The organism is Falsiroseomonas sp. CW058 (genome assembly GCF_050563535.1).
Taxonomy (GTDB): domain Bacteria; phylum Pseudomonadota; class Alphaproteobacteria; order Acetobacterales; family Acetobacteraceae; genus Falsiroseomonas.
Genome location: NZ_JBNXUO010000001.1, coordinates 39,837 through 64,806, shown reverse-complemented (window position 1 = coordinate 64,806; position 24,970 = coordinate 39,837). Strand labels below are relative to the sequence as shown.

25 protein-coding genes are annotated in these 24,970 nt (G+C 73.3%); 11 read left to right on the top strand and 14 right to left on the bottom strand.

The window, feature by feature from the left end:
* Positions 1-8: 8 nt before the first annotated feature.
* Entirely contained in the window at positions 9-782 is a 774-nt protein-coding gene (locus ACK8OX_RS00325; protein ID WP_430661913.1) for an enoyl-CoA hydratase-related protein, read from the bottom strand.
* The gene (locus ACK8OX_RS00320; protein ID WP_430661912.1) at positions 779-1,936 is read right to left on the bottom strand and encodes an acyl-CoA dehydrogenase family protein; all 1,158 of its coding nucleotides are present in this window, start codon (positions 1,934-1,936) and stop codon (positions 779-781) included. The genes ACK8OX_RS00325 and ACK8OX_RS00320 overlap by 4 nt, the downstream gene beginning before the upstream one ends.
* Before the next feature lie 141 nt (positions 1,937-2,077).
* Here ACK8OX_RS00320 and ACK8OX_RS00315 point away from each other — a divergent pair, with 141 nt between their 5' ends.
* Genes ACK8OX_RS00315 through ACK8OX_RS00280 form a run of 8 tightly spaced genes read left to right on the top strand, consistent with a single transcriptional unit; the run spans position 2,078 to position 11,152 of the window.
* Positions 2,078-3,682 (top strand): ABC transporter substrate-binding protein, encoded by a 1,605-nt coding sequence (locus tag ACK8OX_RS00315; protein ID WP_430661911.1) that lies wholly within the window; start codon positions 2,078-2,080, stop codon positions 3,680-3,682.
* A gap of 33 nt (positions 3,683-3,715) precedes the next feature.
* The gene (locus ACK8OX_RS00310; RefSeq protein ID WP_430661910.1) at positions 3,716-4,735 is read left to right on the top strand and encodes an ABC transporter permease; all 1,020 of its coding nucleotides are present in this window, start codon (positions 3,716-3,718) and stop codon (positions 4,733-4,735) included.
* Positions 4,728-5,573 (top strand): ABC transporter permease, encoded by an 846-nt coding sequence (locus ACK8OX_RS00305; protein WP_430661909.1) that lies wholly within the window; start codon positions 4,728-4,730, stop codon positions 5,571-5,573. Before ACK8OX_RS00310 ends, ACK8OX_RS00305 begins: the two co-directional genes overlap by 8 nt.
* Positions 5,570-6,538, top strand: a complete 969-nt coding sequence (locus ACK8OX_RS00300) for an ABC transporter ATP-binding protein (protein WP_430661908.1) — start codon at positions 5,570-5,572, stop codon at positions 6,536-6,538. The genes ACK8OX_RS00305 and ACK8OX_RS00300 overlap by 4 nt, the downstream gene beginning before the upstream one ends.
* Entirely contained in the window at positions 6,535-7,548 is a 1,014-nt protein-coding gene (locus tag ACK8OX_RS00295) for an oligopeptide/dipeptide ABC transporter ATP-binding protein (protein WP_430661907.1), read from the top strand. Before ACK8OX_RS00300 ends, ACK8OX_RS00295 begins: the two co-directional genes overlap by 4 nt.
* Positions 7,545-9,200: a long-chain-fatty-acid--CoA ligase gene (locus tag ACK8OX_RS00290; RefSeq protein ID WP_430661906.1), complete on the top strand. Its 1,656-nt coding sequence runs from the start codon at positions 7,545-7,547 to the stop codon at positions 9,198-9,200. The genes ACK8OX_RS00295 and ACK8OX_RS00290 overlap by 4 nt, the downstream gene beginning before the upstream one ends.
* The gene (locus ACK8OX_RS00285; RefSeq protein ID WP_430661905.1) at positions 9,182-9,655 is read left to right on the top strand and encodes a MaoC family dehydratase; all 474 of its coding nucleotides are present in this window, start codon (positions 9,182-9,184) and stop codon (positions 9,653-9,655) included. The genes ACK8OX_RS00290 and ACK8OX_RS00285 overlap by 19 nt, the downstream gene beginning before the upstream one ends.
* 6 nt (positions 9,656-9,661) lie before the next feature.
* Positions 9,662-11,152 (top strand): mannitol dehydrogenase family protein, encoded by a 1,491-nt coding sequence (locus tag ACK8OX_RS00280; protein ID WP_430661904.1) that lies wholly within the window; start codon positions 9,662-9,664, stop codon positions 11,150-11,152.
* Positions 11,153-11,166: 14 nt separating this feature from the next.
* Here ACK8OX_RS00280 and ACK8OX_RS00275 read toward each other — a convergent pair whose 3' ends face one another.
* From ACK8OX_RS00275 to ACK8OX_RS00255, 5 genes are read right to left on the bottom strand one after another with little or no spacing between them, the layout of a single operon-like run.
* Positions 11,167-12,102 (bottom strand): 3-keto-5-aminohexanoate cleavage protein, encoded by a 936-nt coding sequence (locus ACK8OX_RS00275; RefSeq protein WP_430661903.1) that lies wholly within the window; start codon positions 12,100-12,102, stop codon positions 11,167-11,169.
* Between the two features lie 7 nt (positions 12,103-12,109).
* The gene (locus tag ACK8OX_RS00270; protein WP_430661902.1) at positions 12,110-12,904 is read right to left on the bottom strand and encodes an SDR family oxidoreductase; all 795 of its coding nucleotides are present in this window, start codon (positions 12,902-12,904) and stop codon (positions 12,110-12,112) included.
* Positions 12,904-13,620 carry a CoA-transferase gene (locus ACK8OX_RS00265; protein ID WP_430661901.1) on the bottom strand — a complete coding sequence of 239 codons (717 nt, stop codon included), beginning with the start codon at positions 13,618-13,620 and terminating at the stop codon, positions 12,904-12,906. The genes ACK8OX_RS00270 and ACK8OX_RS00265 overlap by 1 nt, the downstream gene beginning before the upstream one ends.
* Entirely contained in the window at positions 13,617-14,378 is a 762-nt protein-coding gene (locus tag ACK8OX_RS00260) for a CoA transferase subunit A (RefSeq protein ID WP_430661900.1), read from the bottom strand. Before ACK8OX_RS00260 ends, ACK8OX_RS00265 begins: the two co-directional genes overlap by 4 nt.
* 8 nt (positions 14,379-14,386) lie before the next feature.
* A complete protein-coding gene (locus ACK8OX_RS00255; RefSeq protein WP_430661899.1) occupies positions 14,387-15,226 on the bottom strand; it encodes a MaoC/PaaZ C-terminal domain-containing protein in 840 nt (279 codons plus the stop codon).
* Positions 15,227-15,359: 133 nt separating this feature from the next.
* Between ACK8OX_RS00255 and ACK8OX_RS00250 the strand changes: the two genes are divergently transcribed.
* The 3 genes from ACK8OX_RS00250 to ACK8OX_RS00240 all read left to right on the top strand — a co-directional run bounded on the left by ACK8OX_RS00250 (position 15,360) and on the right by ACK8OX_RS00240 (position 17,980).
* Entirely contained in the window at positions 15,360-16,106 is a 747-nt protein-coding gene (locus ACK8OX_RS00250; RefSeq protein ID WP_430661898.1) for an IclR family transcriptional regulator, read from the top strand.
* A gap of 91 nt (positions 16,107-16,197) precedes the next feature.
* A complete protein-coding gene (locus ACK8OX_RS00245) occupies positions 16,198-17,178 on the top strand; it encodes a Bug family tripartite tricarboxylate transporter substrate binding protein (RefSeq protein WP_430661897.1) in 981 nt (326 codons plus the stop codon).
* Positions 17,179-17,197: 19 nt separating this feature from the next.
* A complete protein-coding gene (locus ACK8OX_RS00240; RefSeq protein ID WP_430661896.1) occupies positions 17,198-17,980 on the top strand; it encodes a class II aldolase/adducin family protein in 783 nt (260 codons plus the stop codon).
* Positions 17,981-18,163: 183 nt separating this feature from the next.
* Here ACK8OX_RS00240 and ACK8OX_RS00235 read toward each other — a convergent pair whose 3' ends face one another.
* From ACK8OX_RS00235 to ACK8OX_RS00205, 7 genes are all read right to left on the bottom strand, one after another.
* Positions 18,164-20,224, bottom strand: a complete 2,061-nt coding sequence (locus ACK8OX_RS00235) for an acetate--CoA ligase family protein (protein ID WP_430661895.1) — start codon at positions 20,222-20,224, stop codon at positions 18,164-18,166.
* Positions 20,221-21,009, bottom strand: coding sequence for an enoyl-CoA hydratase/isomerase family protein (locus ACK8OX_RS00230; protein ID WP_430661894.1), 789 nt, complete (start codon positions 21,007-21,009; stop codon positions 20,221-20,223). The genes ACK8OX_RS00235 and ACK8OX_RS00230 overlap by 4 nt, the downstream gene beginning before the upstream one ends.
* A gap of 11 nt (positions 21,010-21,020) precedes the next feature.
* Positions 21,021-21,995 (bottom strand): Bug family tripartite tricarboxylate transporter substrate binding protein, encoded by a 975-nt coding sequence (locus ACK8OX_RS00225; protein WP_430661893.1) that lies wholly within the window; start codon positions 21,993-21,995, stop codon positions 21,021-21,023.
* Between the two features lie 99 nt (positions 21,996-22,094).
* Positions 22,095-23,300, bottom strand: a complete 1,206-nt coding sequence (locus ACK8OX_RS00220) for a CaiB/BaiF CoA transferase family protein (protein WP_430661892.1) — start codon at positions 23,298-23,300, stop codon at positions 22,095-22,097.
* Between the two features lie 5 nt (positions 23,301-23,305).
* Positions 23,306-23,746 (bottom strand): MaoC family dehydratase, encoded by a 441-nt coding sequence (locus ACK8OX_RS00215; protein ID WP_430661891.1) that lies wholly within the window; start codon positions 23,744-23,746, stop codon positions 23,306-23,308.
* Positions 23,746-24,189, bottom strand: coding sequence for a hypothetical protein (locus tag ACK8OX_RS00210; protein WP_430661890.1), 444 nt, complete (start codon positions 24,187-24,189; stop codon positions 23,746-23,748). The genes ACK8OX_RS00215 and ACK8OX_RS00210 overlap by 1 nt, the downstream gene beginning before the upstream one ends.
* Before the next feature lie 2 nt (positions 24,190-24,191).
* Positions 24,192-24,968, bottom strand: a complete 777-nt coding sequence (locus ACK8OX_RS00205) for an enoyl-CoA hydratase/isomerase family protein (protein ID WP_430661889.1) — start codon at positions 24,966-24,968, stop codon at positions 24,192-24,194.
* Positions 24,969-24,970: the final 2 nt, after the last annotated feature.

Here is a 24,970-nt window from a genome sequence, read left to right as displayed (position 1 = left end):
CCTCTGCCTCAGCTGCCGGTCCAGCGCGGCGGCCGCTTCTCGGCGAAGGCGCGCGGGCCTTCGTAGTAGTCGGCGGAGCCGCGCATGCGCCGATGCGCCGGCAGGCCGGCCTGGAACAGCGCGAAGGCCTGCGCGTCCGGCAGCACCTCCGCTTCGCGCGCGATCTCCAGCAGAGCCTCCACCGCCAGCGGCGCGGACGCCGCGACCCGCAGCGCCATCTCCCGCGCCGCATCCATCAGCGCCGCGCGCGGCACGATGCGGTTGACGAAGCCGAGGCGCAGCCCCTCCTCCGCCGTCAGGCGGCGGCCGGTCAGCAGCAGCTCGTTCGCGATGCTGCGGGGCAGGCGGCGGAAGACGCGCCAGAGCCCGCCCGCCTCCGGCAGGAAGCCGCGCTGCAGCTCCGGCAGGCCGAATTCGGATTCCGGCGCGCAGACCACCATATGGGCGTGCAGCGCGAATTCGAATCCGCCGCCGACCGCGAGGCCGTTCACCGCCGCGATCACGGGGCGGGTGAATTGCCGCCTGAGGCCCATGAAGCCGTTTGGCCCGAAATCCTCGCCCCGGTCGCCGGCCGCCACCGCCTTCAGGTCCCACCCGGCCGAGAAGATGCGGTCGCCCGTCGCGGTGACGATGCCGCAGCGCAGGCCGGGCGCGTCGCAGAGCCGGCCGAAGGCGGCGTCGAGGTCGCGGCAGGCCTGCTGGTCGAAGGCATGGGCGGGCGGGTGGTCGAAGGTGATCTCGAGGAGGGGGCCGTTCTCCTCGACCCGGATGCGGGAAGTCATGCCCGGAATTCCCGCAGGACGTCCTTCGCGATGATGTCGCGGTGGATCTCCGACGTGCCTTCCCAGATGCGTTCCACCCGCGCGTCCCGCCAGAAGCGTTCCAGCGGCATGTCCTTCGTCACCCCCATGCCGCCCATGATCTGCAGGGCGTTGTCGGTGACGCGCCCCACCATCTCCGACCCGTAGAGGTTCACCTGCGAGGCCTGGCGCTGCGTGATGGTGCCGGCATCCATCCGCGCGGCGGCGTCGAACACCATCAGCCGCGTCGCGTGGATCTCGGTCGCCATGTCGGCCAGCTTGAAGCCGGTGCCCTGGAAGCTGCCGATCGGCCGGCCGAAGGCGACGCGTTCGTTGGCGTAGCGCGCGGCGATGCCCATGGCGCGTTCCGCCAGGCCCACGCAGTTCGCCGCCAGCATCACGCGGCCCGAGAAGATCCAGTTCTTCGCGATGGCGAAGCCGCCGCCCTCCTCGCCGAGGATGTTGCGGTCCGGCACGCGGACGCCGTCGAGGCCGATGATGCAGGACTTCATGCCCCGGTTCGACAGCACGTCGAGCGGCGTGACGGTGATGCCCGGCGTCGCCTTGTCCACCAGGAAGGCGGTGATCCGCTTCCGCGGCCCCTGCGCCGTCTCCTCGCTGCCCGTGACGGCGAACAGGATGATGTAGTCCGCCCGCATGGCCATGGTGATGAACTGCTTGGTGCCGTTCACCACCCAGTCGTCGCCGTCGCGCACCGCGCGGGTGGCGATGGCCCGTGCGTCGGACCCCGCGCCGGGTTCGGTCAGCGCGAAGCATTCCCATCGCTCGCCGCGGATGGTGGGCTTCAGGTAGGTCTCCACCTGGTCGCCGCGGCAGGCCTTCAGGATGGGCGCGGGGCGGTTGCAGATGATGCCGAGCGCCCGGCTGACGCGGCCGAACTCCACCTCCGCCACGGCGCGTTCCCGGGCGGAGAGGCCGCCGCCCCCATGCTCCTCCGGCATGTTGAGGGCGTAGTAGCCGGCGCGGATCGCCTTGCGCTGGAGGTCGCGGAACAGGTCGTCCGGCACGGCGTCCAGCCGCTCCACCAGCTCCTCATGCGGGAGGAGCTCGGTTTCCACGAAGGCCCGGACCCCCTGCGCGAGCAGGTCGTCCTCGCCGGGAGCGGCCAGATCCATCCGGATCTCCCCAGGGGCCGATGGCGGCCCTTGTTTCAGATAGAAAAACGCTGTTTCATTCTTCCGGTCTCCACTGACGGTGTCAACGGCGTCGCGGATCGGGCTAGCGTCCCCGCGCCCGCCCAGGGATGGAGGAAGGTGATGCGTCGTCGTGACTTCGGGGCCGCCGCGGCCACCCTCGCCGCCGCCGGCGCGCTGCCGCCGCGATGGGCCGGGGCGCAGACCCGGGCCGAGAGCCTGCGCATCCTGAGCCAGGCGGGGCCGAATTCCTTCGACCCGATCGGCGTCGGCGTGAACCGCAACGCTATCCAGCTGCACTGGAACACCTACGACCGCCTGCTGCGCTTCGGCACCACGACGCGGCCGGATGGCACGCTCTACTACGACTACTACCGGATCGAGGGTGAGCTGGCGGAGCGGCACGAGGTGTCGGAGGACGGCCGCGTCATCACCTTCCACCTGCGCCGCGACGCCACCTTCCACGACGGCTCCCCGGTGACGGCAGAGGATGTGAAGTGGTCGCTCGACCGGGTGGTGGCGAGCCCGATCGGAAGGTCGCAGTTCTCCACCGGGTCGATGACCAGCCCGGACCAGTTCACCGCGCTGGACCGCCACACATTCCGCATCACCCTGCCGCGCACGGACCGCTTCACCCTGCCGAATCTCGCGGCCACCTTCGGCATCATCGTCAATTCCCGCCTGGTGCGCGCGCAGGCCGGCGCCGCCGATCCCTGGGGCAGCGAGTGGCTGAAGACGAATGTCGCGGGGGGCGGCCCCTTCCGGCTGGACGCGCATGTGCCGGGGCAGAGCCTCACCCTCTCCCGCTTCGACGGCTGGCGGAACGGCGCGCTGCCGGGCTTCCGGCGCGTGCTGTGGCAGGTGGTGCCGAACGGGCAGTCGCGCCGCGCCTCGCTGGAACGGGGCGACGCCGACATCGTGCAGGACCTGTCGCCGCAGGACGCGGTGTCCATGGCGCAGGCGGGTCTGCCATCGGTCCGCGTGCTCGGCGTGCCGATGGCGGGCGCCTTCCAGTTCATCGGCATGAACAACGCCATCGCGCCCTTCGACAACGTGAAGGTGCGCCGGGCCATCGCCCATGCCCTGCCCTACCGCCAGATGTTCGAGGCGGCGCTGTTCCAGCGCGGCCAGCCGCTGTTCGGCGGTGTCCCGGACGAGGCGGAGGGCACCGAATGGCCGCAGCCGCATGGCTACGACACCGACCCCGCCCGCGCCCGCGCCCTGCTGGCCGAGGCCGGGCTGCCCAACGGGTTCGAGACCACCTTCTCCTTCGAGCTGTCGCTCGCCCCGGTGGCGGAGCCCGTCTCGCTGCTGGTGCAGGAGGCGCTGGGCCGCATCGGCATCCGCGTCGCCATCAACAAGGTGCCGCCCGGCCAGCTCGGCACCCTGTTGGAGCGGAAGGAGGTGCCCTTCTTCTTCGAGGGCTCGGCCGCCTACCTGAACGACCCCGACTACTTCTTCCGCATCTTCTACCACGGCCCGACGCGCTGGAATTTCGGCACCTACAACAACCCCGAATTCGCCGCGCTGGTGGAGCGGACGCGCTACGAGACGGACCGCGCCGCCTATGAACGCGACATCCGCCGCATGATCGCCTTGGCGAAGCAGGACATCCCGATCATCCTGCTGTGGCAGCCCGCGCTCGACACCGGGATGCAGCGCAGCGTCGACGGATACAAGTACCTGTTCCACCGGCAGCTGGAACTGCGCACCCTGAAGCGGGCCTGACGACAGGGGACGGGAAGGAGCCGACGGCGGTCCATGGGGTTCGTGTTCCGCCGCCTGCTCGGCCTGGTCCCGACGCTGGCGGGCGTCGTCGTCGTGACCTTCCTGCTGACGCGCCTGCTGCCCGGCGACCCGGCGGTGTTCTTCGCCGGCAACCCGACCATGGACGCCGCCGCCGTCCAGGCGGTGCGGGAGAAGCTCGGGCTCGACCAGCCGTTGTGGAGGCAGTTCCTGATCTATGTGGGCCAGCTGCTGCGCGGCGACCTCGGCCAGTCCATCACCACCGGGCAGCCGGTGGCGCGGGACATGCTGCAGCGCCTTCCGGCCTCGGCCGAGCTGACCTTCGCCGCCTTCGCGCTGGCCGTCGCGGGCGCGCTGCCGCTCGGCATCGCGGCCGCGCTGCGGCCGGGATCGCTGGTGGACCATGCCTGCCGGCTGGTGGCGACGGCCGGGGTCGCCCTGCCCACCTTCGTCAGCGGGTTGCTGCTGATCTACCTGTTCTACTACCTGCTCGGCTGGGCGCCGGAGCCGATCGGGCGGCTCGACCCCTTCGCGGTACCACCGCCCGTGGTCACCGGCTTCCTGCTGGCGGACACGCTGCTGGCCGGCGACGGGGAGGGCTTCGCCTCCGCGCTCCGGCAGCTGGTGCTGCCGAGCGTGACCATGGCCTTCTTCGCGCTGGCGCCGCTGGCGCGGATGACGCGGGCGTCCATGCTGGCCGCGCTGGGAAGCGACTTCATCCGCACCGCGCGGGCCAACGGGCTGCGCTGGCGCACCGTCGTGCTGACCTATGCGCTGCGCAACGCCATGCTGCCCATCGTGACCACGCTCGGGCTCGTCTTCTCCTACATGCTGGGTGCCAATGTGCTGGTGGAACGGGTCTTCGCCTGGCCGGGGGTGGGGTCCTACGCGCTGGATTCGCTGCTCTCGCTGGACTATGCGCCGGTGCAGGGCTTCATGCTGGTGATGGCGGCGGTCTTCGTGCTGGTGAACCTGCTGGTGGACCTGCTCTACGCCGTCGTCGATCCCCGCTCGGACCTGGCGCGCCATGGGTGAGAGGCTGCGGGTCGCGCGCCACGTCCTGGCCGGCAACCCGCTGAACCTGCTGGCGCTGGCGCTGCTGGCGCTGCTGCTGGGCGCGGCGCTGGCGGGCCCTTCGCTGGTGCCCTTCGACCCGCTGGCCACCAACACGCGCCTGGCGCTGCAGCCGCCTTCCGCCGCGCACTGGTTCGGCACGGACCAGCTGGGGCGCGACATCCTTTCCCGCGTCGTGGTGGCGACGCGGCTCGACCTCGCCATCGCGGCGGCGGCGGTGCTGCTGTCGTTGTCCGTCGGCGCGGTGGTGGGGGCGGCGATGGGTTATTTCGGTGGGCCGCTGGACCGCGGCGTCGGGCGCGCGGTCGACGTGCTGATGGCCTTCCCGCTCTTCGCGCTGGCGATGGGCGTGGTCGCGGCGCTGGGCAATTCCGTCTCCTCCGTGGTCTATGCCACCGCGGTCATCAACCTGCCCTTCTACATCCGGCTCGCGCGGGCCGAGGTCGCCGTGCGACGCAACCTCGGCTACATCGAGGCGGCGCGCGTCGGCGGGTCCTCCCATGCGCGCATCCTGCGGGTGTTCCTGCTGCCGAACATCATGGCGCCGCTGGTGGTGCAGGCCTCGCTCAACCTCGGCTGGGCGGTGCTGAACGCGGCGGGCCTGTCCTTCATCGGGCTCGGCGTGCGGGCGCCGACGCCGGAATGGGGCATCATGGTCGCGGAAGGCGCCCAGTTCATCGTCTCGGGCCAGTGGTGGCTGACGCTGTTCCCGGGCCTCGCGCTCATGCTCGCGGTGTTCTGCTTCAACCTGCTCGGCGACGGGCTGCGCGACATGCTGGACCCGCGGAGCCGGACGTGACCGCGCCGCTGCTCTCCGTGCAGGACCTCTCGGTCGAGTTCCGCACCCGCGGCGGCACCGTCCATGCGCTGGACGGCGTGACCTTCGACGTGCAGCCCGGCGAGATGCTCGGCATCGTGGGCGAGAGCGGGTCGGGCAAGTCCGTCACCGCCTACAGCCTGCTCGGCCTGCTCGATGCCGCGGCGCGCGTCACCTCGGGCCGCGCCGCCTTCGGCGGGCGCGACCTGCTGCGGCTGGACCGGGCGGCGCTGGACGACCTGCGCGGGCGGGAGATCTCGATCGTCTTCCAGAACCCGCGCGCGGCGCTGAACCCGATCCGCGGCGTCGGCCAGCAGATCGCCGACGTGGTGGCGCGGCACGACCCCTCGCCCCCCGCCGCCATCCGCGCGAAGGTGCTCGGCGCGCTGCGCCGGCTGCGCATCCCCGACCCCGAAAGGCGGCTTCGCGCCTTTCCGCATGAGCTGTCGGGCGGCATGTGCCAGCGCATCGGCATCGCCATGGCGCTGGCCTGCGCGCCGCGGCTGCTGCTGGCGGACGAGCCGACGACGGGCCTCGACGTCACCACCCAGGCGGTGGTGATGGACCTGTTCCGCGACGCGGTCCGTGGCCAGGGCGCCAGCGCGATCCTCATCACGCACGACCTGGCGCTGGCGTCGGAATACTGCGACCGCATCGTGGTGATGCATGCCGGCCATGTGGTGGAGGACGCGCCGGTGGATGCCATCTTCGGCCGGCCCCGCCACCCCTACACCGCGCGCCTGCTCTCCAGCGTGCCCTCCGCGGTGGCGAGCATCGACGAGTTGCTGCCGATCGAGGGGGCGCTGCCGGACCTTCGCCGCGACGACCTGCCGCCCTGCCGCTTCGCCGAACGCTGCACCCGCCGCGCGCCGGATTGCGACCTGGCGCCGCTGCGCCTGGCCCCGGCCGGGCCGGGCCGCCGCGTGGCCTGCCGGCACCCGCTGTGACCCCCGTGCTGGAACTGCGGGGCGTCAGCCGGCGCTTCGCCGTCCCCCGCCCGCGTCGCGGCCTGGCCGGCCTGCTGCGGCGCCCGCCCGACAGCGTGCTGCAGGCGGTGGAGGAGGTGGACCTGGCGATCCTGCCGGGCGAGGCGCTGGGCCTGGTCGGCGAATCGGGCTGCGGCAAGTCCACGCTGGCACGGATGGTCAGCCGTCTGATCGAGGTGGATGCGGGAGAGGTGCTGCTGGACGGCGCGCCGGTCGGTGCCATCCCGCCCGCCCGCTTCGCCGCCCTGCCGCAGCGCCGGCAGGTGCAGATGGTGTTCCAGGACCCGACGGAGAGCCTGAACCCGCGCTTCAGCGTCTTCGACGCCATCGCCGATCCGGTGCGCCAGCTGATGCCCGGCAAGGGGCGGGACGCCGTCCGCCGCCAAGTGGAACGCGCGGCCGCACAGGTGGGCCTGCCGGCGGAGCTGTTCCCGCGCTTCCCGCACCAGCTCTCGGGCGGGCAGAAGGCGCGTGTCGGCATCGCGCGGGCCATGGCGGTGGAGCCGCGGCTGCTGGTGCTGGACGAGCCGACCTCGGCGCTCGACGTCTCGGTGCAGGCGGTGGTGCTGAAGCTGCTGATGCGGCTGCGACGGGAAGCCGGGGTCGCGCTGCTGTTCGTCAGCCACGACCTGAACGTGGTGCGGCTGCTCTGCGACCGGATCGCGGTGATGTATCTCGGCAAGGTGGTGGAGACGGGGCCGGCGGCGCAGGTCTTCGCCGCGCCGCGCCACCCCTATACGCGCGCGCTGCTGTCGGCGATCCCGCGCCTGCCCGGCACCCCGCGCCCGCCCCGCGAGCGGCTGGAGGGAGAGCCGCGCAGCCCGATCGACCCCGACCCCCATGCCTGCCGCCTGGCCGGGCGCTGCGCGCGCCAGACCGCGATCTGCACGAGCGCCGCGCCGCCACTGGCCGAGGTCGCGCCCGGCCAGTCCGCGCGCTGCCACCACCCGCTGGATGCGACGCCGGCATGAGCCTGCACGATCCCTTCTGGCCCGCCGGCGTGGCCCGCATGCCCGCCGACCTGCCGCCGACCCTGAATGCCGCGCTGCGCCGCGCCGCCGCGCGCCGGCCCGGGGGGCTGGCGCTGGCCTTCTACGGGGCGGAACTGACCTTCGCGGAGCTGCTGGGGCGCGTCGAACGCCTGGCCGGCTTCCTCCAGCACCGATGCGGCGTCGGGCATGGCGACCGCGTGCTGCTGGACATGCAGAACTCCCCGCATTTCGTCATCGGCTACCATGCGGTGCTGCGCGCGGGCGGGGTGGTGGTGCCGGTCAGCCCGATGAGCGTGACACAGGAGCTGGCCTTCCTCGCCGAGGACAGCGGCGCGCGGGTGGCGCTGGCGGGGGCGGAGCTGCTGCCCCGCTTCGCGCCGCTGCTGCCCGGCGCGCTGTCGCAACTGATCCTTGCGCCCTACGGGGACGAGGTGCCCCGGCCCGCCCCCTTCCGCCTGCCCGCGGTGATGGCGGAATCCGTGCTGCCCGCCACCCTGCCCGCGGGCTGCATCCCCTGGCACGAGGCGCTGGCCGGGGCCGCGCCGCCCCGGCCCGACGGCGTGGCTGCGCAGGATCTCTGCGTCATGCCCTACACCTCGGGCACCACCGGGCGCTCCAAGGCCTGCGTGCATCCCCACGCCAACGCCGTGTTCACCGCCGCCGCGCAGGCGGAGTGGTACGGCTATGACGACGCCACGGTGATCAGCGGCTTCATGCCGCTGTTCCATGTGGCGGGGATGCAGGTCTCCATGAACGGCGGCATCGTCGCGGCGGCGCCGGTGGTGCTGATGGCCCGCTGGGACCGGGACCTGGTGGCGCCGCTGTTCGAACGCTACGGCGTCACGCTGTGGAGCGCGGCGCCGACCATGGTGGTGGACGTGCTGCACGCGCCGGACTTCCGCGAAGCCGCCTTCGCCCGGCTCCGCACGCTGACCGGGGGCGGGTCCGCCATGCCCGCCGCCGTGGCGGAGGAACTGCAGCGGCGCTGGGGCCTGCGCTTCGTCGAGGGCTACGGGCTGAGCGAGGCGATCGCCGCGACGCACCTGAACCCGCCGGACCGGCCGAAGCCGCAATGCCTCGGCATCCCCATCCAGGGCACCGACAGCCGCATCATCGACCCCGCGACGCTGGAGGAGCTTCCCCCCGGCGAGGTGGGGGAGATCATCGTCGCGGGCCCACAGCTCATGCGCGGCTACTGGCGCCGGCCGGATGCGGATGCGGAAGCCTTCCTGCTTCGCGACGGCAGGCGCTTCCTGCGGACCGGCGACCTCGGCCGGGTGGACGCCGAGGGCTACTTCTTCCTCGTCGACCGGCTGAAGCGCATGGTGGACGTCAACGGCAACAAGGTCTGGCCGGCCGAGGTGGAGGCGCTGCTGTACCGCCACCCCGCCGTGCAGGAATGCTGCATCGTCGCCGCCCCGGGCCCGCGCGGCGAAGTGGTTAAGGCCTTCGTGGTGCGCCGGCCCGGCATGGCGCTGGACGCCGAAGGGCTGATCGGCTGGTCGCGCGGGATCATGGCCGCCTACAAGGCGCCGCGGCTCGTGGAATTCGTGGACAGCCTGCCGCGTTCCGGCAGCAGCAAGATCGACTGGCGGCGCCTGCAGGAGGCCGAATGGGCGAAGCCGCGATGACCCCGCAGGTCTGGTACGAGGATTTCACGCCGGGGACGGTGCTGGAAAGCGCGCCGCGCACCATCACCCTCGCCGACATCGACGCCCATGCGGCGCTGACCGGCGAACGCCACCCCGTCCACATGGACGACGCCTTCGCCCGTGCCGCGGGCTTCCGCGGCCGCATCGCGCATGGCCTGTTCGGCCTGGCGCTGATCGAGGGGCTGAAGTCCGGGCTCGGCTGCTTCGAGCGCAGCGTCGCCGCCTCTCTCGGCTGGGACCGGGTGCGCTTCCACGCGCCGCTCGAGCCGGGGGACCGCGTGCATCTGCGCCTGACGCTGGCGGAGAAGCGCCCGGCCTCGAAGCCCGGGCGGGGCATCGCCGTGGAACGCGCCGAGCTGGTGAAGGCGGACGGCACGGTGGCGACCAGCGGCGACCACACCGTCCTGCTGCTCTGCCGTCCCGTGGAAGGATAGCCGCGCGTGCCCAGCCTCGATCTCCGCCGCCCCCATCTCGACCGGCTGCCGCCGGGGCTGCGCCGCCCGGGCCATGACCCTGCGCAGGTCCGGCCCGGCATCGTCCATCTCGGGCCCGGCGCCTTCCACCGCGCGCACATGGCGCGCTACACGCATGAGGTGATGGCGCGCGATCCCGGCGCGCTCGGCTGGGGGATCCTCGGCGCGGGGCTGCTGCCGGGCGACCGGCTGGTCCGTGACAGCCTGCTGCCGCAGGACTGGCTCTACACGCTGGTGGAACGCGACGGCGCGCAGGAGAGCGCCGCCGTCATCGGCTCCCTCGCCGGCATCATCGACGCCTCCGGGTCGAGCGAGGCGCTGCTGGCGCGGATCGACGATCCCGCCATCCGCATCGTCAGCCTCACCGTCAGCCCGGCCGGCTACTGCCTGAACCTGGCGACGCGGGAACTCGACCCGGCGCATGGGCTGATCCGCGCCGACCTCGCCGCGCCGGGGGCGCCGCGCAGCGCCATCGGCGTGATCGTGGAGGCGCTGCGCCGCCGCCGCGCCGCGGGCCTCGGCCCCTTCACCGCGCTCAGCTGCGACAACATCCAGGACAACGGCGCGGTGCTGCGCCGCGCCGTGCTGGCGCTGGCGGCGCTGCGCGACGATGGGCTGGCCGCCTGGATCGAGGCCGAGGGCGCCTTTCCCAACACCATGGTGGATCGCATCACCCCGGCGACGCGGCCCGACCACCTCGCGCATCTCGAACGGGCATACGGCCTTCGCGACCGCTGGCCCGTCTTCGCCGAATCCTTCACCCAATGGGTGATCGAGGACCGCTTCGCCGCCGGCCGCCCCGCCTGGGAGGAAGCGGGCGCGCAGTTCGTGCCCGATGTCGCGCCATACGAGATGATGAAGCTGCGGCTGCTGAACGGCAGCCACCTCGCCATCGCGGCGATCGGGCGCATGCTGGGCCATGTCTTCGTGCATGACGCGATGGCCGATCCGCGGCTGCGCGGCTACATGGCCGCGTTGATGGAGCGCGAGATCGCGCCGGCCCTGCCGCCGGTGCCGGGCATCGACATCGCGGCCTACCAGCGCACGCTCGTCGCCCGCTTCGCCAACCCCGCCATCGGCGACACGGTGGAGCGCATCAACCAGGCGGCGCCGATCAACCTGCTGCTGATGCCGATCGAGGCGCGGCTGGCGATGGGCGGCGGGGTGGAGCTGCTCGCCCTCGCCCTCGCCGCATGGATACGCCGGCTGCGCGGCGTGGACGAGGGTGGGGCGCCGATCGAGCCCGGGCCGGATGTCACGCCCGAGCTGCGCGACGCGGCGCGGATGGCCGGGTCCGACCCGCTGCCGGTCCTGCGCATCGCGTCGCTATTCGGGCGGCTTGCGGAGGAGGAGGCGCTGGTCGCGCCGCTGCGGCGCTGGCTCGCCTCGCTCGACCGGGCCGGCACCTCCGCCACGCTGGACCGGGCCGCGGCGGAGCACGGCTTCGGCGGCGGCTGAGCGCGCCGCCTCGGTCAGAAGCCCACCTGGTCGCCGCCCTTCAGGCCCAGCATCTCCCGCGCCTCGTCCGGCGTCGCGATCTCCAGCGAGAGCTGTTCCAGGATGCCGCGGATCATCCGCACCTGCTCGGCGTTGGAGGTCGCCATGCGGCCCTTGCCGGCATAGAGGCTGTCCTCCATCCCCACGCGGACATTGCCGCCCATGGTGGCCGCCATGGTGGCCATGTTCATCTGGTGCCGCCCGCCGGCGAGGACGGACCAGCGGTAGCGGTCGCCGAACAGCTTGTCGGCGGTGCGCTTCATGAAGACCAGGTTCTCGGGGTCGGCGCCGATGCCGCCCAGCGTGCCGACGATGAGCTGCACGAACATCGGCAGCTTCACCAGGCCGCGGTCCACCATATGCGCCAGGTTGTACAGGTGGCCGACGTCGTAGCATTCGAACTCGAAGCGCGTGCCGGCATCGCCGAGCCTGTGCAGGATGGTCTCGATGTCGGCGAAGGTGTTGCGGAAGATGGCGCCCCGGCTCGCCTCCAGATACTCCTCCTCCCAGTCGTGCTGCCACCTGCCCCGGTATTTCGGGATCATCGTGTAGGTGCCGAAGTTCATCGAGCCCATGTTGCAGGAACACAGTTCCGGCCGCGCGGCCAGCGGGGCCTTCAGCCTGTCCTCGATCGACATGAAGGTGCTGCCGCCGGTGGTCATGTTCAGCACCGCGCCGGTGCGCTGCTTCAGCCCGCGCAGGATGTGGAACCAGGTGTCGAGGTCGCCGGTCGGGCGGCTCGTCGCCGCGTCGCGCGCGTGCAGGTGCAGGATCGCCGCGCCGGCCTCCGCCGCCGCGGCCGCCTGCTCGATGATGGCGGAAGGCGTCACCGGCAGGTGCGGCGACATGGTTGGGGTGTGCGTCGCGCCGGTGATGGCGCAGGTGATGATGACCTTGCCGCTGCTCGCCATGTCGTCCCTACTCCGTGTATTCCAGGCCGCCGCAGATGCTGTGCACCTGGCCGGTGATGGCGCGGCCCGTCGGCGCGCAGAGGAACATCACCAGCGCCGCGATCTCCTCCGGCTCCACCGCCGTCTTCAGCGACACGGCGCGGAGCGCGACCTGCTCCATCTCCTCATAGGTGATGCCGCGCGTCGCGGCGCGGTCGGTGAAGACGCGGCGGATGCGCTCCCCCGCCACCACGCCGGGCGCGATGGCGTTCACGCGGATGCGGTGCGGGCCGAGTTCCACCGAGAGCGAGCGGGCGAGCGAGATCACCGCCGCCTTCGACGCCGCATAGGGCGTGCGCAGCGGGAAGGCGTATTTCCCCGCCACCGACGCCATGCAGATCATCGCGCCCCAGCCATTCGCCTTCAGGTGCGGCACCGTCGCGCGCGCGACATGGAACTGGCCGTTGACGTTCACCGCCATGACGCGCGCCCAGTCCTCGGGCGGGATCGCCTCGACCGGCGCCGCCGGCCCGGCGATGCCGGCATTGTTGATGACGATGTCGAGCCCGCCCATCGCGTCCACCGCGGCCGCCACGAAGGCGTCCACCTGCGCCGCGTCCGCCACGTCGCAGCGCATGGTGCCGAGGCCGGGAAGTTCCCCCGCCGCGGCGGCCAGCGCATCCTCCGCCACGTCGCAGATCCAGACCTTCGCACCCGCCATGTGGAAGGCGCGGGCGATCGAGAGCCCGATGCCCGCCGCCCCCGCGGTGACGAGGACGCGCTTGCCGGGCCAGTCGTCGCTGTGCTGCATGGGTTTTTCCATCAGATGCGGAACTCCTCGGCGAAGCGGGGATAGGCTTCCGCCACCTCGTCCAGCACCAGGTCGCGGATCTCCTCGCGCAGCGCCGCGTCGGGCACGGGGGAGACGGGCGGGGCAGCCGGGGCGTCGTAGTCGAAGCCGGTGGCTTCCCTCACGCCTTCGGCCGTTTCGCCCGGATGCAGGCTGCGCAGCGCGAAGCGGCGCGCCGCGCGCTGCCAGTCGAAGACGCAGCGCCCGGTTACCAGCGCCTGCGGCCCACCGGGGCGGTGGACATGCGGGGGGCTCCAGCCCGGCGCGCTGACGAAGTCCACCTTCGGCACCAGCGCGCGCCGGTCATGGCCAAGCCGGAACAGGATGACGCGCGGCACCAGCATGTAGAGGTAGGGCGAGCCGAAGCTGCCGGCGAAGCGGACCTTCGGGCGGCGGTGGTCGCCGATGCCCAGCAGGTTGATGTTCGCCTCCCCGTCGATCTGCGCGCCGGACAGGAAGAAGACGTCGATGCGCCCCTGCGCGGCGCAGTCGAACAACTCCTTCGCGCCGTCGGTGAAGCGGCTGTTGCGGCGGGACCCGAGGATCGTCACCCGCATCCGCCCGCCGCTGCGTCGCCGCGCCAGCATCGCCGCCGCGGTCGGGATGGGCGACAGCGCGCCGGTCGCGACATGCTCCGCATCCCCGATCAGGTCGGCGATCAGGCTGATGAGCAGCGCGGCGTCCGTCACGGCGCGTCCCCCCGCGCGTGGCGGCGCATCGCCTCCGCGTCGATGTCGTATTCCCCGTCGAGGCCGAGCGGCCACGCGCCGCGCGGCACGACCGACAGCGCGGTGACGTAGAGCGCGGGCAGCACGCCGGCCACGATCTCCTCCCGGTCGAAGAAGCACCCCTCCTCGATCCGCTCCACCGTCACCAGCGTCCGGCGCGCGGCATGGGCCATGACGGCGAGTTCCCGGCGGCGGCCGATCCGGACATTCCCCTCGCGGTCCGCAGCGACGGCGTGGAACAGCGCGATGTCGGGCCGCAGCGCGGGCAGCAGCACGATCGGGTCCTCGGTCCCGGCGAAGGGGTTCTGGATCACCTTCCAGTCGGCGCGGTGACGCAGCACGTCGCTGCCGATCAGGCCGCGCAGCGGGATGAAGGGCAGCCCCTTCTCGGCCGCGCCCAGCGCGGCGTGGATGGCCGGGCAGGTGCTGTCCAGCATGCGGATGGTGCCCGCCCGCACCGCCGCGGTGAAGGCGGGCGCGGGGCCGAACTCGTCGAGGCTGACGGCGGCGGCCTCCATCGTCGCGACGCAGCCTGCGGCGATCAGCAGGTCCGCCTGGATGCCGGAGGAGGGGCTGGCGAGCAGGTGCAGGCCGCGCACGCCCCGCGCCGCCAGCGCCCGCGTCGCCGCGACGGCGACGCCGCTGTAGTTGGGCGGCACCACCACCATCGCGCCGTCCGGGACCCGCGCGACCAGCGCGGCGAGGTCTTCCTGCGGCATCGGCTGGCTCACGGCACCAGCACCGCGAACCCGTTGTCGAGCACGGGGGCGTTGCGCCCCGCCGCGGCGGCCCGGAAGCCGAGGCGCGGCCCGTCGCGCCAGAAGTCGAAGCGCAGCGTCTCCCCCGGATGCAGCGGCCCGGCGAAGCGCGCGGCGAAGCGGGCCAGGCGCGCGGGATCGCGCCCGCAGAAGCGCCGCAGCACCTCGGCGCAGGCGATGCCGAAGGTGCAGGCGCCGTGCAGGATGGGCCGCGCGAATCCGGCGGCGCGCGCCACGGCGGGGTCGGCGTGCAGCGGGTTGCGGTCGCCGAGGAGGCGGAACAGCAGCGCCTGGTTCGCCGCCGTCGCGACCTCCGCCACCTCGTCCGGGGCGCGGGCGGGCAGCGGCGCGGTCTCGAACTGCGTGCCGGCGCCGCCGCCGAAGCCGCCCGCGCCACGCACGAAGATGGTGGAGCGCACCGTGGAGGCCGGCGCCCCGCCCAGCGACACCACGCTTTCCTGGAAGACCAGCCCACCCCGGCCCGCGCCCTTGTCGCCCAGCCCGACGATCCGCGACGCCACCGCCGCTTCCCCCGAAGCGGGAAGGGGCGCGGCGAAGTCCAGGTCCAGCGCGCCATGCACCACCCGCCGCAGGTCGATGCCGCCCGCGTCGAGCCATGAATCGTCGAAGGCCAGCGCGGTCGCCATGCTCGGCACCACGCGCAGCCCGTCCTCGAACACGAAGGGCAGGTCGTCCTCCGCCGCCCCGAGGCCGACGGCCAGGGCGTAGAGCATCGTCTCCCGCCCGGACCAGGCCGGGTTGCGCGCCGGGATGGCGAGGGTCATGAGCCTGCGGGCATCCAGCGTCATGGGGCGATGATGATCCGGCGCTGGAAATCCCGCAACACCGTGCCTATAGATGAAACACCTTCCTCCCGGCCCCGCATGACAGGAAATCCGTTGCTGTCCCCGCCCCGCTCCACGCCCGCCGCCGGGAGGCCGCGTGTCGGCCACCGTTGAGAAGGCGCTCCAGCTGATCGAGGCGATGGCCCGCGGCGGCGGGCCGCTCGGCGTCAGCCAGCTCGGGCGGGAGCTGAAGCTGAACAAGAGCACCGTGTACCGGCTGGTGGACACGCTGGTGCGCCATGGCTACGCCGAGCAGGACCCGGCGACCGGCCGCTACGCGCTGACCGTGAAGATGTGGGAGATGGGGGTCGGCGTGGTGCGCGGCATGGGCCTGCGCCAGGCCGCGCGCCCGCTGCTGGAGGCGGAGGCGGAGGCAACGGGCGAGGCGACGCTGCTCGGCATCGTGCAGGACCGCGACGCGCTGATCATCGACAAGGTGGACAGCCGCCAGCCGCTGCAGATCTTCTCGCCGCTCGGCGCGCGGGTGTCGCTGTGCAGCTCCTCCCTCGGCCGCGCGCTGCTGGCTTTCCAGCCGCCCGAGGTGGTCGAGGCCGTCGCGGCGGGCTTCGCGCCGGTCACCCCCCATGGCGTCCAGACGCGCGACGCCCTGCTCGCCGAGCTCGCGCGCGTGCGGCAGGAGGGCTGCGCCCGGTCGGCCGATGAATGGCAGGTGGGGGTGGCGGGGGTGGCGGCGCCGATCCGCGGTGCGGATGGCCGCGTGGCGGGCGCCTTCTGCATCACCGGCCCGTCGAGCCGCCTGGTGCCGGCGCGGCTCGGCGAACTCGCGCTCCGCTGCGCCGCGGCGGCGCGCCGCGTGTCGGACCTGCTCGACCGCCGGGGCTGACGGCGTCCGTCTTGGCGAAGGCCCCCGGCCCGTGGGAACGTCCCGGCGACGCCCCCGGGCGCCGGGACAACGAGAAGCAACGAGGGAACGGATGCAACGCAGGCACATTCTCGCCGCCACCGCCGCGCTGGCGGCGGGGGCGGGGCGCGCGGCGGCCCAGGCACCGGGCGCGGCGGAGCCCTGGCCGGTGCGCCAGGCGCGCATCATCATCCCCTTCGCGGCCGGCGGCCCCCAGGACATCCCCGCCCGCATCATCGCCGACCGGCTGAGCCAGCGGCTGGGCGCGACCTTCGTGGTGGAGAACCGGGCCGGCGCGGGCGGCGGGCTCGGCGCGCAGGCGGTGGCGCGCGCGGCGCCGGACGGGGCGACGCTGCTGTTCATCTCGGCCGCCATCTCCATCCTGCCGACGCTGCAGCCCAACCTGAACTTCGACCCGATCCGCGACCTGGAGCCGCTGAGCATCGTCTGCGACCTGCCGGCGGGGCTGCTGGTGCGCAACGAATCGCGCTTCGCGAACCTTGCCGACCTGCTGGCGCAGGCGCGCGCCAATCCCGGGCGGTTCACCTATGGCAGCGGCGGCGTCGGCTCCGCCAACCACCTGACGACGGCGCTGTTCGCGGCGATGGCGGGGATCGAGCTGACGCATGTCCCCTATCGCGGCGTCAGCCAGGCGGTGAACGCCATCTATTCCGGCGAGATCGACCTGGTCTTCGGCAGCTCGATCGAGGTGCTGCCCCATGCCCAGCAGGGGCGCGGCCGGCTGCTCGGCGTCACCACCGCCGAACGCGTGGCGCTGGTGCCGGACGTCCCCGCCATCGCCGAGCAGGTGCCGGGCTACGCCGCGCCCAACTTCTTCTCGATGTACGCGCCGAAGGGCCTGCCGCCGGCGCTGCGCGACCGGCTGGTCGCCGAGCTTGCGCTGATGCGCGACGACGCGCAGCTGAAGGACCGCCTGGCCTCCGCGGCCGGCATCATCCGCCTCGACGGTCCCGCCGTGCTGACGGCCCGGCTGCACGAGGAGATCGCGAAATGGCGCGGCCTGGTCCAGGCTGCCGGCATCCGGCCCGAATGACCGCAGGGGAGTGACGACGATGACCGCCATCCAGGGGCTGCAGATCGCCCCCATCCAGGGCTCCGTCAGCGAGGCCGAGTGGAAGGCCCGCGTGGACCTCGCGGCCTGCTACCGGCTGTGCGACCGCTACGGCATGTCCGACATGATCTACACCCACATCACCGCGCGGGTGCCGGACGCGCCGGGGCAGTTCCTGATCAACCCGAACGGGATGCTGTTCAGCGAGATCACCGCCTCCTCGCTGCTGAAGGTGACGGTGGAGGGCGACATCCTGTATCGCCCCGACACGCCCTATGGCCTGCATCCCGCGGGCTTCACCATCCACAGCGGCATCTACCGCGCCCGGCCCGACGCGCAGGCGGTCATGCACACGCACACCATCGCGGGCATGGCCGTGTCCTCGCTGAAATGCGGTCTGCTGCCGCTGACGCAGACGGCCACGCGCTTCTACGGCCGCATCGCCTACCACGACTTCCGCGGGCCGGAACGCGACCCGGCGGAGCGCGAGAGCCTGGCGCGCAGCATCGGCGGCCGGAACTTCTGCATCCTGCGCAACCACGGCCTGCTGACCATGGGCGACAGCGTGCCCGAGGCCTTCATCGCCATGTGGGGCATGGAGCGCGCCTGCCAGGCGCAGTTGCAGGCGATGGCCTGCAACACCGAGCTCGAGATGCCGTCCGACGAGGTGGTGGCGAAGTCCTGCGCGATGTACGACCCGCCGAATTCCCGCCGCTACGGCCTGCTGGAATGGCCGGGCCTGCTGCGCCAGCTCGACCGCACCGACCCGGATTTCCGCAGCTGATGCCCCGCCGATGAAGTGCTGACGCACTTCACGCCTCGAACGCCAGCGCGCCTCCGGCGCTCGGCTTCGCGGCACTTGCCGCGGCCGCCATTCGGCGGCTCGGCCGGCTTCGCGGCCGCAGGTCGGGACTTCCTGGGCCGGGCGTGAGGCCGGCGCGCCTGCCGCCCGGCAGGCTCGCCGCCGCTATTCCGCCAGCACCGCAAGCCCGTCGGCGGCGCGCACGCCCTGCCCGCGGGGCAGGACGAAGAGCGGGTTGATCTCCGCCTCCCGCAGGCGGGGGCCGAGCGCCCCGGCCATCGCGGCGAAGCGCAGCACCGCATCCACCAGCGCCGGAACATCGGCCGCGGGCGCGCCGCGGAAGCCGTCCAGCAGGCGGCGGCCGCGCAGCTCCGCCACCATCGCCTCCGCATCCGCCCGCCCGATCGGCAGCAGCCGCAGCGAGGTGTCGGCAAGGACCTCCGCCATCACCCCGCCGAGGCCGAGCAGCACGGCGGTGCCGATCGCCTCGTCCCGCACCAGGCCCAGGATCACCTCCACCCCGCCGCGCAGCTGTTCCTGCACCAGCAGCCCATCCGGCACGCGGCCTGTCGCGGCCTCGACGCGGGCGAGCATCGCCGCGGCCTCGGCCGCGACATCCCCCGGTGCCAGGCCGAGCTTCACGCCGCCTGCCTCGCTCTTGTGGGCGAGGTGGCGCGACAGCGCCTTCAGCACCACCGTCCCGCCGAGTTCCGCTGCGGCAGCCCCCGCCGCCGCGGGGTCCGGCGCCGCCACTTCCCGCACGGACGGGATGCCGAAGCGGGCGAACAGGGCCTTCGCCTCCGCCTCGTCCAGCGGCCCGGAGGGCAGACCCGCCGGCGGGGCTGCGGCCGGGGTGGCGGCCGGCGCCCCCATGGGGGCGGGCCGCGCCAGCGCGCCGAGCACGGCGGCGGCCGATTCGGGTTCCGTCACCGCCGGGATGCCCCCGCCGTTGAGCGCGGCCAGCACCGCCGGCGCATGCGGGCTGACGAAGGCGATCACCGGCTTGTCGCTGCCCGCCATGCACGCCGCGATCGCATCCGCCGCCAGCCGCGGCTGCGCGAGCGAGGAGGAGCCGACCACCACCGCCAGCGCGTCGTACTCCGGGCCGTCGAGCAGCGCCTGCATCGTCCCGCGCATCACCTCGGGCTTCAGCCCGGCCAGCGTCAGGTCGAGCGGATTGGCCACCGCCGCCTCGCCCGTCACGGCGGCCAGCCGTGCGGCCGTGGCCGGGTCCGGCGGCGGCAACTCGAACCCTGCAAGGCCGAAGGCGTCGGCCAGCAGCGCGCCTGCACCGCCGGTCGAGGTCAGCACCGCAACCCGCCGCCCGCGCGCGCGTCGCCCCGCGGCCAGCGCGGCGGGGATGTCGAGCAGGTCCGAGAAGCGTTCCGCCCGGATGATGCCGAGCTGGCGGAACAGCGCCTCGTACATCCGGTCCTCGCCCGACAGCGCCCCGGTGTGGGAGATGGCGGCGCTCGCCCCCGCCTCGGACCGGCCGACCTTGAAGGCGACGATGCGCTTGCCGGCCGCCACTGCCCGCCTTGCGGCGGCGCGGAACGCATCCGGCCGGCGCAGCCCTTCGAGGTAGAGCGCGACGACATCCGTCGCCTCGTCCCCCGCCAGGTGGTCGAGCAGGTCGGCAATGTCGAGATCGGCCTCGTTCCCGGTGGAGACCAGCCGCGCATAGCCGATGCCCCGCGCCGCGCCGCGCGACAGCACCGCGCCCAGGATGCCGCCCGACTGCGAGACGAGCGAGATGCGCCCGCGCGGCAGGTCCCCGACCTCCAGCGCACCGGAGGCCGAGAGCACGATCCCGTCGGCGAGGTTCACGAGCCCGATCGTGTTCGGCCCGAGCAGCCGCATCCCCCCCGCCGCCGCGCGCAGCGCCGCCTGGCGCGACACGCCCTCGCCCCCCGTCTCGGCGAAGCCGCCGGCCAGCACGATGGCCGCCGCCGCGCCCCGCGCCGCGAGGTCGCGAACCGCGGCCTCGGCGCGGTCCGGCCCGACCAGCACGATCCCCACATCCGGCGCGCCCGGCAGGCTCGCCACGTCCGGGAAGCAGCGCAGGCCGGAGATCTCGGCCGCGCGGGGGTTCACCGGCCAGATCTCGCCCGCGAAGCCGTGGCGCTGGAGGTAGCCCACCGGGCGGCCGCCCGTGCGGGTCGGGTCGGCCGAGGCGCCGACGACGGCGACGCTGCGCGGGCGCAGCAGCTTCCCGATCGCGGTCATCGCTTCGCCGAACGCTCCAGGAAGGCGGCGACGGAGGCGCGGTGCTCGGCCGTCGTGTAGCAGATGGCCTGCGCCTTCGACCCTTCCGCGAGCACCGCCTCGAACCCCATCTCGAGCGAGCGGTCGAGCACGGATTTCGCCAGCGCCAGCGCGGCGGGGGAGCCGGCGGACAGTTCCCGCGCCCAGCCATGGGCGGCGGCGGGAAGGTCCGCATCCGGCACCACGCGGTCCGCGAGGCCGATCGCCACCGCTTCCTGCGCGGCGACGCGGCGGCCGCTGAAGACGAGTTCCTTCGCGCGCGCCAGGCCCACGCGGCGCGGCAGGAAATACATGCCGCCGCCGTCGGGAATCAGGCCCCGGGCGATGAAGCTCATCGTGAAATGCGCGGCCTCGCCGGCCATGATGAAGTCGCAGGCCAGCGCGACGTCGCAGCCGAGCCCGGCGGCCGCGCCGTTCACCGCGGCGATGGTGGGCTTCGGGAACAGGTGCAGCAGCGACACCGCGCGGTGCGTCCGCGCCTGCCGCCGCCAGCCGTTGATGGCGACATCCTCGGGCGGGGCGGAGAGGCGCTGCTTCATGCCCCGCACGTCACCGCCCGCGCAGAAGGCGCTGCCCGCGCCGGTGACGACCAGCGCCCGCACGGCGGGGTCGCCCGCCGCGGCTTCCAGGGCGTCGATCATCGCGCCGCGGGTGGCGTCGTCGATCGCGTTGCGGACCTCGGGCCGGTTCAGGCGCAGCGTGGCGACGCCGTCCTCGACCGAGAGTTCGATGGCAGTCGTGGTCATGCGTCCTCGTCCTATTCCACGCGCAGGCCGGCGCGGCCCACCACGCGCGCCCAGCGGTCCCGGTCCTCGGCCAGCAGGCGGGCGAGGTCGGCGGGGCTCGCGCTCGGCGCGATCTCGTCGACGCCGTTCTCGATCAGGCGGCGCCGCACCTCCGGCTCGGCCAGCGTCGCGTTCAGCGCGGCGTGCAGCGCGGCGACGGCGGCCGGCGGCGTCCCGCCCGAGGCGAGGATGGCGTACCAGGTGGCGCTGTCGAGCTCGGGGAAGCCCTGCTCCACGCTCGTCGGCACGTCCGGCAGGGCGGCGCTGCGCGACTTCCCGGCGACGGCCAGCGCGCGCAGCGTGCCGGCGGCGATGTGGGGCTGCAGCGGCGCCGATGCGTTGGTGATGAGATCGAGCCGCCCGGCCAGCACGTCGGTCAGCGCGGGGCCGGTGCCGCGGTAGTGCACCGCCTCCATCTCCACGCCCAGCACCACGCCGATCATCGCGCCCAGCGCGTGGCCGTTGGTGCCCACCCCCGGCGTGCCGTAGCGCATCGGCGTCGGCGCGGCACGGGCCACGGCCTGGAACTCCGCGAGGTTCCGCGCCGCCACGCGCGGGTTCACGGTGATGACGTTGGGCGCCGCGCCGATGAAGCCCACCGGGGTGAAGTCCCGCACCGGGTCGTAGGGCAGACGCGGCTGCACGAGGGAGGAGATGACGAAGCTGCCGCTGCCCGCCAGCAGCAGCGTGTGCCCGTCGCCCGGCGCCTTGGCCACCTGGTCGTTGCCGATGACCCCACCCGCGCCGCCGCGGTTCTCCACCACCACGGGCTGGCCAAGCCGCTGGGCCATGCCTTCCGCGATCATCCGGCCGACCACGTCGTTGCTGCCGCCCGCGGTGAAGGGGATGACCAATCGCAGCGGGCGCGTCGGGAAGGCGGGCTGGGCGCCGGCCAGGCGGGGCAGCGCGAGGAGGCTGGGCAGCAGCAGGGCCTGTCGGCGGCGCATCGGGGCGTTCCTCCGGTCGGGGTCGGGGCGCCTGTCTGCCCGCATCCGCGCCGCGCTGCCAACCCCCTCCCCGGCAAGGTGGGGGGATGCGGCCCCGCGCTACTCCGCCGGCCCGAAGGCGCCGGCGGCGCGTGCCTCCGCGATCTCGGCCCCGGTCAGGCCGATCTCGCGCAGCACCTCGTCGGCATGCTCGCCCACATCGGGCGGCGGGCGGCGCACCTCCACCGGGGAGCCGTGGAGCGTGAAGGGCGGCGCGACGCCGCGTTCCGCATGGCCGTGGCGCTGCCATTCCAGCACCGCGCCCGCGGCGTCCAGCTGCGGGTGGTCGGCGGCCTGCGCCACGTTGTTCACCCGCGCCACGTTCACCTTCGCCGCGCCGAGCCGCGCCAGGATCTCGTCGCAGGCCATCCGCCGCGTCACCGCCGACACCGCCTCCACCAGCGCGACGCGGTTGGCGCGGCGGTCCATGGCGGTGGCGAAGTCCGGGCGGTCCAGCGCGGCGGGGTCCAGCGCGCGCGCCAGGCGGCGCCACATCGCGTCGCTCGGCGCGATGACCACCACGTCGCCATCCGCCGCGGGGAAGACCTGGTTCGGCACGCTGAGGTGGTTGGCGGTGCCCATGCGCCGGTGCTCGGTCCCCGCCAGCCACCAGTCGGTGTAGAAGTAGCTCATCAGATGCGCGGAGGATTGCAGCAGGGAGGAGGTGACCTTCTGCCCCTGCCCCGTCCGCGCGCGGTGCAGCAGCGCGGCCAGGATGGCGGCGACCATGCCCATGCTGCCATGCAGGTCGATGCCCGCCGTGCCGACGCGCACCGGCGGGCGGTCCGGCTCCCCGGTCAGGTGCATCAGGCCGCTATGCGCCTGGAGGGCCACGTCGTTCGCGCCGAAGTCGCGCAGCGGCCCGGCCTCGCCATAGGCCGAGAAGCCGCAATGGACCAGGCGCGGGTTGTCGCCCCGCAGGTCGTCCCAGCCCAGGCCCCAGGCCTCCATCGCGCCGGGGCGGAAATTGTGCACCAGCACGTCGGCCGAGAGGGCGAGCCGCCTGGCCAGCGCCAGCCCCGCCGGGGATTTCAGGTCGAGCGCGATGCTGCGCTTGTTGCGGTTCAGCGCCAGGTAGGAAGGGCTGGCGCCGAGCCGCGCCAGCACCTCCGGCGTCACGCCGAAGCCGCGCGCCTCGTCGCCGCGGCCGGGTTCCTCCACCTTCACCACGTCGGCGCCGAGATCGCCGAGCGCCTGCGTCGCGGCGGGTCCCGCGAAGACGCGGCTGAAGTCCAGCACGCGCACCCCGTCCAGCACGCCGGCCATGGCGGCTACAGCGTCACCGCGGCGGTGCCGACCGTGACCTTGCGCCCCCCGCCATCCTCCGACCAGACGGCGAGCGAGAGGCGGCGGCGGCCATCCGGCAGTTCCTGCACGCCTTCCACCTTCAGCACGCTGGTCAGCGCCACGTCCTCCTGCACCGGCGCGATGAACTTGGTGGTCAGCGCGCCCGGATCCTCCAGCACCTTCGGCCCGAAGCTGCGGATCAGCAGGTCCAGGATCCAGTTGGTGCTGATCATCCCGTCGGAGATGATGCCGGGCAGCCCCTGCCCCTTCGCGTATTCGTCGTCGTCATGGATGGTCGGCACGCTGAAATGCACGCGGCCGTCATTCGCCTCCACCGTCGGCAGCGCGTCCACGTACCAGCGCATGCGTTCCCGCGTCATCACCCGCGGGGCGGATCGGATCTCGTCGCCCGGGCGAAGCTCCATCACGCGGCCTCCTGCGAGGCGTTGCGGTAGGACAGGCAGACGGTGTCGCGGTACTCCACCAGCAGCGCGCCGTCGGCCTTGCGGCGCATGGCGATGTCCACGTCAATGTATTCGCGCCCGCGCTTGGTGTAGCGGCGGCTGACCACGCCCTCCACCGCCAGCACCTCGCCCGCGCGGATCGCGCCGTGCCAGCGCACGTCGAAGGTGTAGTGGACGCGCGCATTCGGGCCGCAGCCTTCGGGGCAGTGCATCGTGTAGAAGCGCAGCTTCTCCAGATGCGCCATGGTCGGCGGCACGACGGGGTGCGGCTCGTCCTGGAAGCAGGGGAAGTGCATCTCGTTCGCGTGGCAGTATTCGCGCACCTGGAAGGGGCTGATCACCACCTCGGCGGGGCCGAGACGGTCCCCTTCCTCGAGGTCGCTGGTGTAGCGGCCGGTCGCCATCGCTATCTCCCCTTGAAGACGGGCCTGCGCTTCTCGACGAAGGCGCGCTGCGCCTCCTTCGCATCCTCGGTGCGCGAGAGGTCCTCGGTGATGGTCTGCTCGAAGCGGTAGGCCTCGCGGTAGGGCATGGACTCCACCACGTTGAAGCTGCGCTTGGCCTGGCGCACCGCGACCGGGCTCTTCTGCGCGATCTCGCGCGCCATCGCCATGGCGGCGGGCAGCAGCGCGTCGCGCGGCATCACCTCCTCCACGATGCCGAGGCGGTGGAGTTCCGCCGCCGGCACCCGGCGGCCGGTGAAGAACATCATCCGCGCGCGGGACCTGCTGAAATGCTCGGACAGGAACTTGGCGCCGCCTGCCAGGCCCACATCCAGCTCCGGCATCTGCACCCAGCAGCTGTCCGCGGCCAGCAGGATGTCGCAGGACAGCATCAACGCGAAGCCCGCGCCGATGGCCGGGCCGTTGGCGGCGCAGATCACCGGCTTCAGGCAGTCCATCGGCGCGTAGAAGAATTCGCGCGTCACCCGGTTGTGGGCGATGTAGTCGCCCGGTTCCTGCACCAGCCCGACGCGCTCCTTGATGTCGGCGCCGGCCGAGAAGGTGCCGCCCGCGCCGGTCAGCACGACGCAGCGCACATCGTCGCGGTCGCTGCATGCGTCGAACAGGCGGATCAGCTCGTCGCGCAGCCGCCGGTTCTGCGCGTTCACCGGCGGGCGGTCGAGCGTGATGGTGGCGATGCCGTCCGACAGCTCGAAGCGGCAGGTGGCGGGGTCGGTCATGC